Source organism: Streptomyces sp. NPDC038707 (genome assembly GCF_040636485.1).
In the GTDB taxonomy this organism is placed as follows: domain Bacteria; phylum Actinomycetota; class Actinomycetes; order Streptomycetales; family Streptomycetaceae; genus Streptomyces.
On the sequence record NZ_JBEZUP010000003.1, the window covers coordinates 184872 to 199832 of the forward strand.

Consider the following 14961-nt stretch of genomic DNA (forward strand, 5'->3'; position numbering starts at 1 on the left):
CGATGACCACGACCAGTCCCACCAAGACCTCGTCGCCGGATTTCGCCCCGGCGTCGCCTCCCCCCACCCCCGGCAAGGGCCGCAGCCGCCTCCGCCTGGGCGCCGGCCAGCAGTTGCGGGGCGGCCCGTTCACCTACGCCGCCCTGATCGTCGTCGGCCTCGGCTCGATCTTCCCGCTGTACTGGACGCTGGTGGCCGCCTCGCACGACCAGCAGCGGGTCCTGGACAGCCCGCCCCCGCTGGTGCCCGGCGGCCGGCTCGGCAGCAACCTCCAGGCGGCCTGGGACCAGGCGCACCTGGGGACGGCCATCGTCAACAGCGTGATCGTGGCCGGCAGCATCACCCTCGCCACCCTGTTCTTCTGCACCCTGGCCGGATACGCCTTCGCCAAGATGCGCTTCCGCGGCCGCAACGTGCTGATGACCGCGGTCATCGCCACGCTGACGATCCCGCCCCAGCTCAGCGTCGTCCCGCTGTTCATGATGATGGCGGACATCGGGTGGGGCGGAAAGCTGGAGTCGGTGATCTTCCCGACCCTGGTCGGCGCGTTCGGTGTCTTCTTCATGCGCCAGTACCTCATCGAGGCGCTGCCGTACGAGCTGATCGAGGCGGCCAAGGTGGACGGGGCCAGCAACATCCGCATCGTGTGGAACGTGGTGCTGCCCGTGGCCCGGCCCGCGATGATGGTGCTGGGCATGCTCACCTTCGTCCAGGCCTGGAACGACTTCTTCTGGCCCTTCCTCGCGCTGAGCCAGCAGAACCCCACGATCCAGGTGGCGCTCGGCCAGCTCAGCGCCTCCTACACGCCCGACCAGAGCATCGTCATGGCCGGCGCGCTGATCAGCACCCTGCCGCTGCTGCTGGTGTTCGTGATCTTCGGCAAGCAGATTGTCGGCGGGATCATGTCGGGCGCGGTCAAGGGCTGAGCCCCGGCCGCGGGCCCGTCCCGCCGGACCGGCCCGCCCGGGGCCGGCCCGGGTCCCCCCCGCCGGCGCGCGTCCCGCGCAGCCGGCCCACCCTCGTGTCCGGTCCGGTACCGCCCACCTCCTCATCCGCCCCGCAGCGGGCCGTACCGGACCGGACACCACCCGGCCCCGCCGGGGCCCTGCCCGACGGCAGGCCCGCCGTGCCGGCCACGGCCGCGGCCCCGGCCTCCCCGCCGCGGCCGCGACGCCCACCCGGCACCGCGGCCGGGCCCTGCCCCGTCCCGCCCGCGACCGGCTCCCGCACGGCCGGGCCGCCGTCCGTCAACCGTTTCTCTTCGCTTTGGGAGCGCTCTCACCATGACCGCCGTACGACCCGAGCCCACCGTCCAGCAGGCCGCCGACACCTCCTTCCCGACCGGCTTCGTCTGGGGCGCCGCCACCGCCTCCTACCAGGTGGAGGGCGCCGCCACCGAGGACGGCCGCACCCCCTCCATCTGGGACACGTTCAGCCACACCCCCGGCAAGGTCCGCAACGGCGACACCGGAGACATCGCCGCCGACCACTACCACCGGTACCGCGACGACGTGGCGCTGATGAAGGACCTCGGCCTCAAGGCCTACCGGTTCTCCCTCTCCTGGTCCCGCATCCAGCCCACCGGCCGGGGCCCCGCCGTCGAGCGCGGCCTGGACTTCTACCGGCGCCTGACCGACGCCCTCCTGGAGGCGGGGATCACCCCGGTCGCCACCCTCTACCACTGGGACCTGCCGCAGGAGCTGGAGGACGCGGGCGGCTGGCCGCACCGCGACACCGCCCACCGGTTCGCCGACTACGCCACCCTCGCCGCCCGCGCCCTGGGCGACCGGGTCGGTATGTGGACCACCCTCAACGAGCCCTGGTGCTCGGCCTTCCTCGGCTACGGCTCCGGCGTGCACGCCCCCGGCCGGACCGACCCGGCCGCCACGCTGCGCGCCGCCCACCACCTGAACCTGGCCCACGGCGAGGCCGTCGGCGCCCTGCGCGCGGCCCTGCCCACCTCCGCGCAGCTCTCCATCACCCTGAACCTGCACCAGGTGCGTCCGCTCACCGACAGCCCCGAGGACGCCGAGGCCGCGCGCCGCATCGACGCCGTCGGCAACCGGATCTTCACCGGCCCCCTGCTGGACGGCGCCTACCCCGAGGACCTGCTGCGCGACACCGCGCACCTGGTCGACTGGGAGGAGCTGGTGCGCGCCGGGGACCTGGCGGAGATCTCCCGCCCCATCGACGTGCTCGGCGTCAACTACTACTCGCCGACCGTGGTCTCGCTGCCCGCCGACGGCGCCGCCAGCACCCGCAACGACGGCCACGGCGCGAGCGACCACTCCCCGTGGACCGGCTCCGAGCAGGTCGCCTTCCACCTCGCCAACGACGACCTGACCGCCATGAACTGGGCCATCGACGCGAACGGGCTGCACACCCTGCTGACCGAGATGTCGGCCCGTCACCCCGGCCTGCCGCTGATGGTCACCGAGAACGGCGCCGCGTTCGACGACTACGTCTCCCCGGAGGGCCGGGTCGAGGACCCGCAGCGGATCGCCTACCTCCGCTCCCACCTGGACGCCGTCCGCCGTGCCATCGCCGACGGAGCCGACGTGCGGGGCTACTTCCTGTGGTCCCTGCTGGACAACTTCGAGTGGTCCTACGGCTACTCGAAGCGGTTCGGCGCCGTCTACGTCGACTACTCCACCCAGCGCCGCATCCCCAAGGCGAGCGCCCACTGGTACGCCGGGGTCATCCGCGACAACGCCCTGCCCGCCTGACGGCCGCCGGCCGCCCGCGGAATCGAAGGCGCCGCCGTCACGCTGTTACATTCCTGGCCTGACGGCGGTGAACGGAAGGCGGCGACCATGGCAGGCAACGGTGTGAGGGGCCGGGGCGGCCGGCGGCCGACCCTGGAGGAGGTCGCCGCCCGGGCCGGGGTCGGGCGGGGCACGGTCTCCCGGGTCATCAACGGCTCGCCCCGGGTCAGCGACGCCACCCGCGCCGCCGTCGAGGCGGCCGTGGCCGAGCTGGGCTACGTCCCCAACACCGCGGCCCGCGCCCTCGCGGCCAACCGCACCGACGCCATCGCGCTGGTCGTCCCCGAACCGGAGACCCGCTTCTTCGCCGAACCCTACTTCTCCGACATGCTGCGCGGGGTCGGCGCGGAACTGTCCGACACCGAGATGCAGTTGCTGCTGATCTTCGCGGGCAACGACCGCGAGCGGCAGCGGCTGGCCCAGTACCTGGCGGCCCACCGGGTGGACGGCGTGCTGCTGGTCTCCGTGCACGCCGACGACCCGCTGCCCGATCTGCTGGACGAGCTGGAGATCCCGGCCGTGATCAGCGGCCCGCGCTCGGCGGCCGAGTCGCTCACCTCGGTGGACTCCGACAACTACGGCGGCGCCCGCGCGGCCGTGGAACACCTGCTGTCCCGGGGCCGCCGCCGGATCGCGCACATCACCGGCGCGCTGGACGTCTACGGCGCCCAGCGCCGCGCCGACGGCTACCGCGACGCCCTCGCCGACGCGGGCCGTCCGGCGGACGAACTCCTCATCGAGCCGGGCGACTTCACCGAGGAGGGCGGCCGGCGGGCGATGGCCACCCTGCTGTCCCGCCACCCCGACCTGGATGCGGTCTTCGCGGGCTCGGACGTGATGGCGGCCGGCGCCCGCCAGGCGCTGCGCGAGGCGGGCCGCCGGATCCCGGAGGACGTGGCGCTGGTGGGCTACGACGACTCGGCCATCGCCCGGCACATGGACCCGCCGCTCACCAGCGTCCGCCAGCCCATCGAGGAGATGGGCCGCGCGATGATCGACCTGCTCCTCGCGGAGATCGCCGGCCGGGGCCCGGGCGCGGGGCGCCAGGAGACCCCCCGCCGGGCGGTGCTGCCGGTGCGGCTGGTGGTGCGGGCGTCGTCGTGACGCGCCTCACCGGCCGGGCCCGCACGGATCCCGGCCGGTGAGAAGGCGTGGGGAGGAAAAACGGAAAAACGAATCAGCCGGTGACCCGTCTTCGACGGAGTCACCGGCTGATCACTCAGGGTGAGTGACGGGACTCGAACCCGCGACATCCTGGACCACAACCAGGTGCTCTACCAGCTGAGCTACACCCACCACGACCGGCGGTGGAACTTGTCGTTTCCCCGACCGGCCGAGAAGAAGTCTACAGGGTCCTCAGGGGTGCTCGCGCACACGTTTTCGCGCGGGCCGCCACGGAGCGGCTACGACGCGGGGACGACGTGCCGGGCGGCGATCTGCCGGGCGGTGTCGGAGTCCGGGCCGGGCTGGGGCACGAAGATGGCCTCGCGGTAGTAGCGCAGCTCGGCGATCGACTCGCGGATGTCGGCGAGGGCCCGGTGGTTGCCGTTCTTCTCCGGGCTGTTGAAGTACGCCCTCGGGTACCAGCGGCGGGCCAGCTCCTTGACCGAGGAGACGTCGACGATCCGGTAGTGGAGGTAGTCCTCCAGGGTCGGCATGTCCCGCAGCAGGAAGCCGCGGTCGGTGCCCACGGAGTTCCCGCACAGCGGGGCCTTGCCGGGCTCCTTCACGTGCTCGCGCACATACGCCAGGACCTGCTCCTCGGCGTCCGCGAGGGTCGTGCCCCGCTCCAGCTCCGCGAGCAGTCCGGACGCGGTGTGCATCTGACGCACCACCTCCGGCATCGTCTCCAGCGCCCGGGCCGGCGGGCGGATGACGATGTCCACCCCCTCGCCGAGTACGTTCAGCTCGGAGTCGGTGACGAGGGCGGCCACCTCGATGAGCGCGTCGTCGGACAGCGAGAGGCCGGTCATCTCGCAGTCGATCCACACCATGCGATCGTTCATGCGACCACCCTAAAGCGCACCTGAGTCTTTGGGTGCCCCCGTGTCCCCGTGCCCCCCGTACCCCCGTACTCCCGTGCCCCGCGGCAAGGGCCGTCGTCCCGGCTGCGGAGCAAAGGTCCCGGAGCGCAGGACCCGGAGCGGAGGAGGGGGGCGGGACATGCCCGCCCCCCTCCTCCGGGGCGCTCAGTTACCGCTGCGCGGGCCCGGGAGCAGACCCACCGCGCCGGCCGGGGCGCGGCGGCTCTGCAGCGGGACCCCGCCGTCGCGGTGCTCGTGGAGCAGCGCGGGGGCGGGGCCGCCCGCCGGTCCCGGGCCGGACAGACCCGTGGGCGCGCCCTGCGGGCCGGTCACCGGCACCGCCGGCTCCGGCTCGCCCGGCTTGTCGCCCTGCGGCCGGCGGGCCCGGTAGGCGGCCCGGTAGGCGGCGGGGGAGGAGCCGAGCTGGCGGCGGAAGTGGCCGCGCAGGGCCACCGGGGAGCGGAAGCCGCAGCGGCCCGCCACCTCGTCCACCGAGTAGTCCGACGTCTCCAGCAGCCGCTGCGCCTGGAGCACCCGCTGTGTGATCAGCCACTGCAGCGGCGCGCTCCCGGTGAGCGAGCGGAACCGGCGGTCGAACGTGCGGCGGCTCATGTAGGCGCGTGCCGCCAGTGTCTCCACGTCGAACTGCTCGTGGAGGTGTTCCAGCGCCCAGGCGACGACCTCGGCCAGCGGGTCGGCGCCGATCTCCTCGGGTAAAGACCGGTCGAGGTAGCGCTCCTGCCCGCCCGACCGGCGCGGCGGGACCACCAGGCGCCGGGCGAGCGCGCCGGCCGCCTCGTTGCCGTGGTCCGTCCGCACGATGTGGAGGCAGAGGTCGATCCCGGCCGCCGTGCCCGCCGACGTCAGCACATCGCCGTCGTCGACGAACAGCTCCCGCGGATCGACGTGCACCGACGGATAGCGCTTGGCCAGCGTCGGCGCGTACATCCAGTGGGTGGTCGCCGGGCGGCCGTCCAGCAGTCCGGCCGCCGCGAGCACGAAGGCACCGGTGCACAGCCCGACGATGCGGGCGCCCTCCTCGTGTGCCCGGCGCAGCGCGTCGAGCGCTTCCTCCGGCGGCGGCGAGGTGATCGACCGCCAGGCCGGCACGACGACGGTCCCGGCGCGGGAGATCGCCTCCAGCCCATGCGGTGCGGTGAGTTCCAGGCCCCCGGTGGTCCGCAGGGGGCCTTCCTCGCCCGCGCACACCAGCAGCCGGTAGCGCGGTACGCCGGCGTCCTGGCGGTCGATGCCGAACACCGAAAGCGGAATGGAACTCTCGAAGATGGGGCCGCCGCTGAACAGCAGCACCGCGACGATTTCCTTACGGCGTCGCCCGGACAGCTTCCGGGCTGCGGCATCCTGCGCGGCAGTGGAGTCGTGGCTCATACTGCTAAGCCCCCCTCGGTGGTCGCGGCTCCTCGGTTGTGTCGCTCCTGCACGTTTCCCCTCGGTCCTGCACGAGTCCCCCGCCGTAAAGACAGTCAAGATCGAATTTACTGGTTCCCGCGATCACGCGGTGGCCAGTTCGACACGCCGGACATTGTCGACATGACAACTTGGCGTGAAGCATTCGATCACGAAGCGTTGCACTCCCGGGGCGTGCAGGGAAGTGCGCCTTGTGGCGGTGGCCAAACCGCATAGGGTGCACGCCGGCCTGTGGACCCTTTCCTTGCAGGTGGAACGGGGATTGGAGGGTGGGTCGGAGCTCTCCTGGGCGATATCCAGAAGTTGGCTGAAAAGCAGCGTTCGGAGGCGCGAAAACAGGTCAGTCGACCGGTGTCTGACCCCGGGTGTGACGTCCACCTCTTTGCGCGGCGCAACGCGCGGCACATCGCTCGGACCGGCGCAGCAGCACCCGGCAGACGGCCGTGACGGCGGTCAGGCCCAGCGCGGTGCCGGCGGCACCGGCGAGCGAGGCGCCGTACCAGAGCAGGACGACCGGTACGAGCACGCAGCTGAAGGCCGCCCACCCGATGACCTCGCCGACGGCGTCCGGCGCGGGGTGCGGGTCGCTGCTGGGGCGGGGACCGGGCATCTCGTACTCCCTGTGGCGGTGGCTCACCCGCGTTCAACGCGTGTTCGACCGGCCGGTCACCGACGGTACACCTGTGAACGCCGTGCAAACCGCCTGTACGGGGCAGCAACCATTGCGTTACGGGCGCGGCTCGTGCATGCTCCGGTGAACCCCTGCGGATGGCGGGGGGACCGCTTACGGAGCGTGCGCGGGATCTGGGCTCAGGAGGCGTGCCGCCGTACCCTTGGGGGTATGGGCTTGGGAAGATGTTTCCCGGACACAGCTCCGCCGCACACTGTCGTCCCTTCCCATAAAGGATCACAACGCCGAGACAGCCATGGCCGGTCACGAATTCTTCGAACCCGCGGACCGCAAGCGGCCGGTCGCCGACCCCACGGCGACCGATCCCCTGGCGGCGGAAGCGTCACGTCCTTCCTGCGACCCCGCCTTCCGGCACGGAGTCGTCGTCGGCTTCGACGGCTCCACCTCGAGTGAGCGCGCCCTCGCCTACGCGATCGGCATGGCCCACCGTTCCCACTCCGGCCTGATCATCGTCCATGTCGCCAACCGGCTGCCGACCACCGTGTGGGCCGGTTGCGAACCGCCCGTCTTCGTCGACGTCCCGGACCACCGCACCGAGGTCCTGGGGCTCGAACTGGCCTGTGCCGACTATCTGGCCGAGGTCCCCTGGATCCTGGTCGAGCGGGGCGGGGACATCTGCCACGAACTCGAAGAGGTGGGGCGGGAGTACGAGGCCGACGCGATCGTGGTCGGCTCCACCCACGGCATCGTCGGCCGGATCTTCGGCTCCGTCGCGGGACGGCTCGCCAAGCGGGCGCGACGGCCCGTGATCGTCATTCCCTAGGGCATCCCACGCCCCGCCAACTCCCTTGGCGCACAGGCGAACTACTCGCCCGTAGCAGGTGTTCCGGCCCTGGTGGGGGGCATATACCGGGCACCGCACCACCGCACCTGCACGAAGGGAGCCCGCCGTGGACAACGATGTCTCCGCGGGAAACGTGACCACCGCCGTGGCCGGCCGGCTGGCCCTCGCCCTCACCCTCCTGGCGTTCGGGCTCGGGACGACCGGCGTCATCCACGGCGTGGGCGCCTCCGACACCGTGACCGTGGCCCATTACGTCGGCGGGGTCACCCTCTTCCTCGTCGGCCTGCTGGCCCTGCACGACGGCGCGGCCGCCTCCGGCGCCGGGTACGTCACCCTCGGCGCCCTGTGGTTCGCCTGGGCCGTGTCGGACCGCGGACCGGCCAACGCCGCCGGCCTCTTCCTGGTGCTGTTCGCCCTGGTGGCCCTGACCCTGACCCTCACCGGCCGGGACGCCCTGGGCCGGCTGCTGTACGGGCTGCTGTTCCTGTCCATGCTGGTGCTGGCCGTGGCGGCCTTCGCCGGCAGTTCCGTGCTCGCCCGGGCCGGCGGCTGGGCGGCCGTCGCCTCGGGCGCGGTGGCCTGGTACGCGGCGACGGCGGCGCTCGCGCACTGGCCGACGGCGGTGTCCCGGCGTGCCGCGGGCCGGGGGGTGACGGCCACCGGCCGAAGTCGAGCGGCATGAGAAAGGACCCCCGCGTGACCGGTGGCACACGCGGGGGTCCGTTCTGTGGCGGTGTCTGTGGGGGCGCCTACTCGACCGTGACGGACTTGGCGAGGTTCCTCGGCTTGTCGATGTCCCGGCCGAGCGCCTTCGCCGTGTGGTAGGCGAGGAGCTGGAGGGGGATGCCCATCAGGATCGGGTCCAGCTCGTCCTCGTTCTTCGGGACGATGATGGTCTGGTCCGCCTTCTCCTGGTGCCGGTGGGCCACCGCGAGGATCTTGCCCTCACGGGCCTTGATCTCCTCCAGGGCGGCGCGGTTCTTCTCCAGCAGGTCGTCGTCGGGGACGATCGCGACCGTGGGCAGGGCCGGCTCTATGAGGGCCAGCGGGCCGTGCTTCAGCTCGGAGGCCGGGTAGGCCTCGGCGTGGATGTAGGAGACCTCCTTGAGCTTCAGGGAGGCCTCGCGGGCCACCGGGTAGCCCCGGACGCGGCCGATGAAGAGCATCGAGCGGGCGTCGGCGTAGCTCTCCGCCAGCCGCTTGATCTCCTCCTCCTGGTCGAGGATCTCCGAGATCTGCCGCGGCAGGTTGCGCAGGCCCTCGATGATCCGCTTGCCGTCGCGGACCGACAGGTCGCGGGTGCGGCCCAGGTGCAGCGCCAGCAGGGCGAAGGCCACCGTGGTGTTGGTGAAGCACTTGGTGGAGACGACGCAGACCTCGGGGCCCGCGTGGACGTAGACGCCGCCGTCGGCCTCGCGGGCGATCGCCGAGCCGACCACGTTGACCACGCCGAGGACCCGGGCGCCCTTGCGCTTCAGCTCCTGCACGGCCGCCAGGACGTCGTACGTCTCACCGGACTGGGAGACCGCGATGTACAGGGTGTCGGGGTCCACGACCGCGTTGCGGTAGCGGAACTCGGAGGCCGGCTCGGCGTCGGCGGGGATGCGGGCCAGCTCCTCGATCATCTGGGCGCCGATCATGCCCGCGTGGTACGAGGTGCCGCAGCCGAGGATCTTCACCCGGCGGATCCGCCGGGCCTCGCGGGCGTCCAGGTTGAGGCCGCCGAGGTGCACGGTGGAGAACCGGTCGTCGATCCGGCCGCGCAGCACCCGGTCCACGGCGTCGGCCTGCTCGAAGATCTCCTTGTGCATGTACGTGTCGTGGCCGCCCATGTCGTACGACTCGGCCTCCCACTCCACCGTGGTGGGCTCGGCGGTGGTGCGCGTGCCCTCGGTGGTGTAGGTGCGGAAGTCGTCGGCCTTGAGGGTGGCCATCTCGCCGTCGTCGAGGGTCACTATCTGACGGGTGTGGGTGACCAGCGCGGCGATGTCGGAGGCGACGAACATCTCCTTCTCGCCGATGCCGAGGACGACCGGGGAGCCGTTGCGGGCCACCACGATGCGGTCCGGGAAGTCGGCGTGCAGGACGGCGATGCCGTAGGTGCCCTCGACCAGCCGGACCGCCTGGCGGACCTTGTCCTCCAGCTTCTCGGCCGTCGAGCGGGCGATCAGGTGGGTGAGGACCTCGGTGTCGGTCTCGGAGAGGAACTCGACTCCGTCCGCCTCCAGCTTGCGGCGCAGGTCGGCGGCGTTGTCGATGATGCCGTTGTGGACGACGGCCACCTTCTGGTCGGCCGACATGTGCGGGTGGGCGTTCACGTCGGAGGGGGCGCCGTGGGTGGCCCAGCGGGTGTGGGCGATGCCGGTGGTGCCCTTGAAGCGCGCCGGGACCTTCGCCTCCAGGTCGCGCACCCGGCCCTTGGCCTTGACCATCTTCAGACCGGGCGTCTTCGGGGAGGTGACGACGATGCCCGCGGAGTCGTAGCCGCGGTACTCCAGGCGCTGGAGGCCCTCCAGGAGGAGGGGGGCGACGTCACGCTTCCCGATGTAACCGACAATTCCGCACATGTATAGAGGTATCCCTTGGGTGTCGCTGGTCCGGGCCGGCGGTGGGGGCCGGGCTGTCCTGGGTGGGCCGGGGCCGCCGGTCAGCCGTAGACCATGCGGCGCAGCTGCCTGAGCGTCAGCTCCGGCGGCGCCACCGCCCGGTATTTCAGGTCCGCCTCGATCCGCTGGAAGATCTCCGCGTTCACCAGGCCCTGGGCCTGGAGCTCGCGGTGGCGGCGACGGACGTACTCCTGGGCCGTCTCGTCGAAGTAGGCGAGCACGTCCTGGACCACGCGCAGCGCCTCGCCCCGGCTCAGGGGCGTGGACCGCGTCAGATGATCTACGAGTTCGTCGTGCACCCGGTAGATCCTGGGGTACCGGCGCCTGTTTCGCAAGAATCGTGCCCGATTCCGGGCAGAGGGCTGTTGAAACTCTTATGGCGCCCTGTTCGCCCACCGTCCACCCGGAGTCCGGCATCCCGTTGCCCGAGCCGACCAGTTTCAGACGCCATGGACATTCCTCGTATGGGCGTTCCCGAGAAGCTGGCCGAGCGCATGAGCATGGCCGAACAGCACGAGTACCTGCGCGCCAGGTTCTCGCGGCGCACCATGATCAGGGGCGGCGCGGTCACGCTGGGCGCCGTCGCCGGTGGCGCGTTCGTGCCGGGTGCCACCGCCCGGGCCGCCGTGCCCACCCGGTCTTCCGCCCCCGCCGCGGCCCAGGTCGACGGCGCCCGTGTCGCCCCCTTCGGCCGCCACCTGGCCTGGGGCAACGACCCGCGCACCGAGATCACCGTCTCCTGGCAGGTCCCGGTCGCCGTCAGGAAGCCGTTCGTCCGGATCGGCGCCCACCCCTGGGACCTCTCCCGCCGGATCGAGGCCGAGGTCCGCACCCTGTACACCCCGGCCGGGGTCGGCGCGAGCGGCGACCACACCCAGTACTACCTGCACGCCAGGCTGACCCACCTGCGCCCGGGCCGGACGTACTACTACGGCGTGGGTCACCAGGGCTTCGACCCGGCCGAGCCGCACCTGCTGGGCACCGTGGGCACCTTCACCACCGCCCCCGCCCACAAGGCGCCGTTCACCTTCACCGCCTTCGGCGACGAGGGCGTCGGCTACCACGGCCTGGCCAACAACAGCCTCCTGCTCGGCCAGAACCCCGCCTTCCACCTGCACGCCGGCGACATCGCCTACGCCGACCCGTCCGGCGCGGGCAAGACCGCCGACACCGGCTTCGACGCGCGCACCTGGGACTCCTTCCTCGCCCAGACCGAGACCGTCGCCAAGCAGGTGCCGTGGATGCCGGCGTACGGCAACCACGACATGGAGGCCTGGTACTCGCCCAACGGCTACGGCGGCGAGGACGCCCGCTGGACCCTGCCGGACAACGGCCCGGACCGGAAGAACCTGCCCGGCGTCTACTCCTTCGTCTACGGCAACACCGCCGTCATCTCCCTCGACGCCAACGACATCTCCTTCGAGATCCCGGCGAACCTGGGCATCTCCGGCGGAACCCAGACGACATGGCTGGAAGGGCAGCTGAAGAAGTACCGCGCCGCCAAGGAGGTGGACTTCATCGTGGTCTTCTTCCACCACTGCGCCTACTGCACCTCCACCGCCCACGCCTCCGAGGGCGGGGTGCGCCAGGAGTGGGTGCCGCTGTTCGAGAAGTACACCGTGGACCTGGTCATCAACGGCCACAACCACCAGTACGAGCGCACCGACGTCATCAAGGCCGGCGAGGTCGCCAAGGAACTGCCCATCGGCGGCACGGCCTACCCCGAGACCGACGGCGTGGTCTACGTCACCGCCGGCGCCGCCGGCCGCAGCCTGTACGCCTTCTCCGCCCCCGACACCTACGAGGGCCACGAGCACGCGACCGACTCCGTCGCCTCGTTCGTCAACACCAGGGACGGCAAGGTCCACGAGACCGTCGGCTGGTCCCGGGTGCGCTACCTGAACTACTCCTTCCTGCGCGTGGACGTCAGCCCCGCGCCCAGGGGCCGCCAGACCACCCTGAAGGTGTCGGGCATCGCCGAGACCGGCGACCGCATCGACCACTTCACGGTGTCCCGCACGGCCAAGTAGCCCCCGCCCCGCGGGCGGTCCTCGCAGGCGCCTTCCTCACAGGCGCCTGAGGACCGCCTGTTTGGCCAGCGCGAACTCCTCGTCCGTGAGCACCCCGTCGCGGTGCAGCTCGCCCAGTTCCCGCAGCCGCCGCAGCAGCGTGTCGTGGTCGTCCCCGGCCGGCGCACCGGCCGGCTCCACGGCCCGCTGCGCCGGGATCCGCCCCGCCTCCGCCCGCGCCGCCGAGGGGTGCGGCAGCCGCGCCTGCACCGCCGCCGCGACCAGGGCCATCAGCGGGTCCTTCCGGAACCCCCACAACTCCACCGCGTTCGGGTCGTACTTGGGCGGCGCGCCGACCGGGGCGCCGCGCACCAGGAACCGCAGGTACCCGTTCTCCAGACCGGCCGCCGGCTGCCACTCCACCCCGGTGATGTCCGCGAGGGCGATCGTGCGCGGGCCGGCCGACGCCTTGGACTCCTCCGTCTTCCAGTTCCACTCCAGCCGCACCCGCTCCCCGTCGAAGCCCGCCGTGCCGTCCCCGGCCGAGGCGGACACCGGCAGCGACGGTCCCGGCAGCAGGTACGCGTCGACCGGTGCGGGCGAAACCCCCTCCAGCAGCAGGGCGTTGCGCACCTCGTCGGCGACGTACTCCGCCACGCCGTACCGGTCGGGCTCCACGGCCAGCTGGTACGGGTCGTGCGGCTCGGTGAGCCGGCCGGCGGTGGCCTGGAGCAGCGGATCGGCGCCGTCGCGCAGCCGCAGCCTGAGCCGTCCCGACTTCCGGCCCTGTTCCAGCGAGACACCGGCCAACGCGCCCAGCGGCACGACGAGTTCGCCCAGCTCACGGCGGAGCGGACTCACGTTCTTCTCCCGGCCCGGGGTGATGCGCAGGGCGTCGCCGTCGAAGGCCCAGGTGCCGTCCTTCTGGATGATGTCCGCCATAGGGGGATTGTTTCACCCGATCTGCGGCACAGTGGAGGACGACCCCGTCCGAGGGTCACCTCCCCCCACCGAAGGGAGCGCATGTGAGACCGAACCACGGCACGACTCCCCGGACGTCCCGCATCCTCGCGACCCTGCTGCTGCTCGCGGCGGCCGGTGCCTCCGGCATCGGCGCGGCCACCGAGGCCCGGGCCGCCGCCGCCCCCACGCCACTGGAACGCGTGGTCCCGGCGCCCGTCTCCGTCACACCGGGCGGTGCGCCCTACCGCATCACCCGCGCCACCCGCATCCGCGTCGGCGGCTCCGCCGAGGTCCGCCGCGTCGGCGCGTACCTCGCCGGCATCCTGCGCCCGTCCACCGGCTACCCGCTGCCGGTCACCGACCACGGCGGCGGCGGCATCCGGCTCCGCCTGCAGAAGGGCGACTACGGCGCCGAGGGCTACCGGCTGCACAGCGCCGCCGGCGGCGTGACCCTCACCGCGCGCACCCCCGCCGGGCTGTTCCACGGCGTCCAGACCCTGCGTCAGCTCCTGCCGCCGACCGTCGAGAAGAAGACCGTCCAGCGAGGCCCCTGGCAGATCGCCGGCGGCACCGTGCAGGACCGCCCCCGCTACGCCTACCGGGGCGCCATGCTCGACGTCTCCCGGCACTTCTTCACCGTCGCCCAGGTCAAGCGCTACATCGACCAGGTGGCCCTCTACAAGGTCAACGAACTGCACCTGCACCTCAGCGACGACCAGGGCTGGCGCATCGCCGTCGACTCCTGGCCGCGCCTGGCCACCCACGGCGGCGCCACCCAGGTCGGCGGCGGCCCGGGCGGCTACTACACCAAGGCCGAGTACCGGGAGATCGTCCGCTACGCCGCCTCCCGCTATCTGGAGGTGGTCCCCGAGATCGACATGCCCGGCCACACCAACGCGGCCCTGTCCTCCTACGCCGAACTGAACTGCGACGGCGTGGCACCCCCGCCCTACACCGGCACCAAGGTCGGCTTCAGCTCGCTGTGCGTGCCCAAGGAGGTCACCTACGACTTCGTGGACGACGTGATCCGCGAGCTGGCCGCGCTCACCCCCGGCCGCTATCTGCACATCGGCGGCGACGAGGCGTACTCCACCAGCCACGCCGACTACGTGAGCTTCATGGACCGGGTCCAGCCCGTGGTCGCCCGCTACGGCAAGACGGTCATCGGCTGGCACCAGCTCACCGGCGCCCACCCGGCCCGCGGCGCCCTCGCCCAGTACTGGGGCCTGGACCGCACCGGCGCCGCCGAGAAGGAACAGGTCGCCGAGGCCGCCCGGAACGGCACCCAGCTGATCCTGTCCCCGGCCGACCGCGTCTACCTCGACATGAAGTACAACGCCGCCACCCCCATCGGCACCAAGTGGGCGGGCCTGGTGGAGGCACGGCGCTCCTACGACTGGGACCCGGGCGCCTACCTCGCCGGGGTGCCCGCCTCGGCCGTCCGGGGCGTCGAGGCACCGCTGTGGTCGGAGACCGTGCGGACCTCCGCCGACATCGAGTACCTGGCCTTCCCCCGGTTCGCCGGGGCGGCCGAGCTGGGCTGGTCGCCGGCCGCCCGGCTGGGCTGGGACGGCTACCGGGAGCGGCTGGCCGCACAGGGCCCGCGCTGGGACGCCCTCGGCATCGGCTACTACCACTCGCCGGAGGTTCCCTGGCCGGCACCCTGACCGGTGAACACCGACGGGCACCCC

Annotated in this window: 13 protein-coding genes and 1 tRNA gene; 7 read left to right on the plus strand and 7 right to left on the minus strand. The window is 72.3% G+C overall.

Annotation, left to right across the window (positions count from 1 at the left end):
* The first annotated feature begins 2 nt into the window (after positions 1-2).
* From AB0E62_RS05740 to AB0E62_RS05750, 3 genes are all read left to right on the plus strand, one after another.
* Positions 3-926 carry a carbohydrate ABC transporter permease gene (locus AB0E62_RS05740; RefSeq protein WP_362188564.1) on the plus strand — a complete coding sequence of 308 codons (924 nt, stop codon included), beginning with the start codon at positions 3-5 and terminating at the stop codon, positions 924-926.
* Between the two features lie 357 nt (positions 927-1283).
* Positions 1284-2726, plus strand: coding sequence for a GH1 family beta-glucosidase (locus AB0E62_RS05745; RefSeq protein WP_362188566.1), 1443 nt, complete (start codon positions 1284-1286; stop codon positions 2724-2726).
* Between the two features lie 87 nt (positions 2727-2813).
* On the plus strand, positions 2814-3869 hold the full coding sequence (locus AB0E62_RS05750) for a LacI family DNA-binding transcriptional regulator (protein ID WP_362188569.1): 1056 nt from the start codon (positions 2814-2816) through the stop codon (positions 3867-3869).
* 119 nt (positions 3870-3988) lie between these two features.
* On the opposite strand, the gene AB0E62_RS05755 is transcribed toward AB0E62_RS05750, so the two are convergent.
* From AB0E62_RS05755 to AB0E62_RS05770, 4 genes are all read right to left on the minus strand, one after another.
* A tRNA-His gene (locus AB0E62_RS05755) sits at positions 3989-4061 on the minus strand.
* A gap of 107 nt (positions 4062-4168) precedes the next feature.
* A complete protein-coding gene (gene orn / locus AB0E62_RS05760; protein WP_362188572.1) occupies positions 4169-4771 on the minus strand; it encodes an oligoribonuclease in 603 nt (200 codons plus the stop codon).
* Positions 4772-4954: 183 nt separating this feature from the next.
* Positions 4955-6178 (minus strand): helix-turn-helix domain-containing protein, encoded by a 1224-nt coding sequence (locus tag AB0E62_RS05765; protein ID WP_362188575.1) that lies wholly within the window; start codon positions 6176-6178, stop codon positions 4955-4957.
* A gap of 379 nt (positions 6179-6557) precedes the next feature.
* Positions 6558-6827 carry a hypothetical protein gene (locus AB0E62_RS05770; protein ID WP_362188578.1) on the minus strand — a complete coding sequence of 90 codons (270 nt, stop codon included), beginning with the start codon at positions 6825-6827 and terminating at the stop codon, positions 6558-6560.
* A 316-nt stretch (positions 6828-7143) separates the two neighbouring features.
* Between AB0E62_RS05770 and AB0E62_RS05775 the strand changes: the two genes are divergently transcribed.
* On the plus strand, positions 7144-7671 hold the full coding sequence (locus AB0E62_RS05775; protein WP_362188581.1) for a universal stress protein: 528 nt from the start codon (positions 7144-7146) through the stop codon (positions 7669-7671).
* Positions 7672-7798: 127 nt separating this feature from the next.
* A complete protein-coding gene (locus AB0E62_RS05780) occupies positions 7799-8374 on the plus strand; it encodes a GPR1/FUN34/YaaH family transporter (RefSeq protein WP_362188584.1) in 576 nt (191 codons plus the stop codon).
* Between the two features lie 67 nt (positions 8375-8441).
* On the opposite strand, the gene glmS is transcribed toward AB0E62_RS05780, so the two are convergent.
* Together glmS and AB0E62_RS05790 are read right to left on the minus strand one after the other, a co-directional pair.
* On the minus strand, positions 8442-10259 hold the full coding sequence (glmS, locus tag AB0E62_RS05785) for a glutamine--fructose-6-phosphate transaminase (isomerizing) (RefSeq protein ID WP_362188586.1): 1818 nt from the start codon (positions 10257-10259) through the stop codon (positions 8442-8444).
* Positions 10260-10339: 80 nt separating this feature from the next.
* On the minus strand, positions 10340-10597 hold the full coding sequence (locus tag AB0E62_RS05790; protein ID WP_362188589.1) for a hypothetical protein: 258 nt from the start codon (positions 10595-10597) through the stop codon (positions 10340-10342).
* 165 nt (positions 10598-10762) lie between these two features.
* Between AB0E62_RS05790 and AB0E62_RS05795 the strand changes: the two genes are divergently transcribed.
* Positions 10763-12328 (plus strand): metallophosphoesterase family protein, encoded by a 1566-nt coding sequence (locus tag AB0E62_RS05795; RefSeq protein WP_362188592.1) that lies wholly within the window; start codon positions 10763-10765, stop codon positions 12326-12328.
* A 36-nt stretch (positions 12329-12364) separates the two neighbouring features.
* Here the strand turns inward: AB0E62_RS05795 and AB0E62_RS05800 are convergent, their stop codons facing one another.
* Positions 12365-13249 (minus strand): DUF4429 domain-containing protein, encoded by an 885-nt coding sequence (locus AB0E62_RS05800; RefSeq protein WP_362188595.1) that lies wholly within the window; start codon positions 13247-13249, stop codon positions 12365-12367.
* A gap of 83 nt (positions 13250-13332) precedes the next feature.
* On the opposite strand from AB0E62_RS05800, the gene AB0E62_RS05805 reads away from it, so the two are divergent.
* Positions 13333-14937: a beta-N-acetylhexosaminidase gene (locus AB0E62_RS05805; protein WP_362188598.1), complete on the plus strand. Its 1605-nt coding sequence runs from the start codon at positions 13333-13335 to the stop codon at positions 14935-14937.
* The last annotated feature ends 24 nt before the right edge of the window (positions 14938-14961 follow it).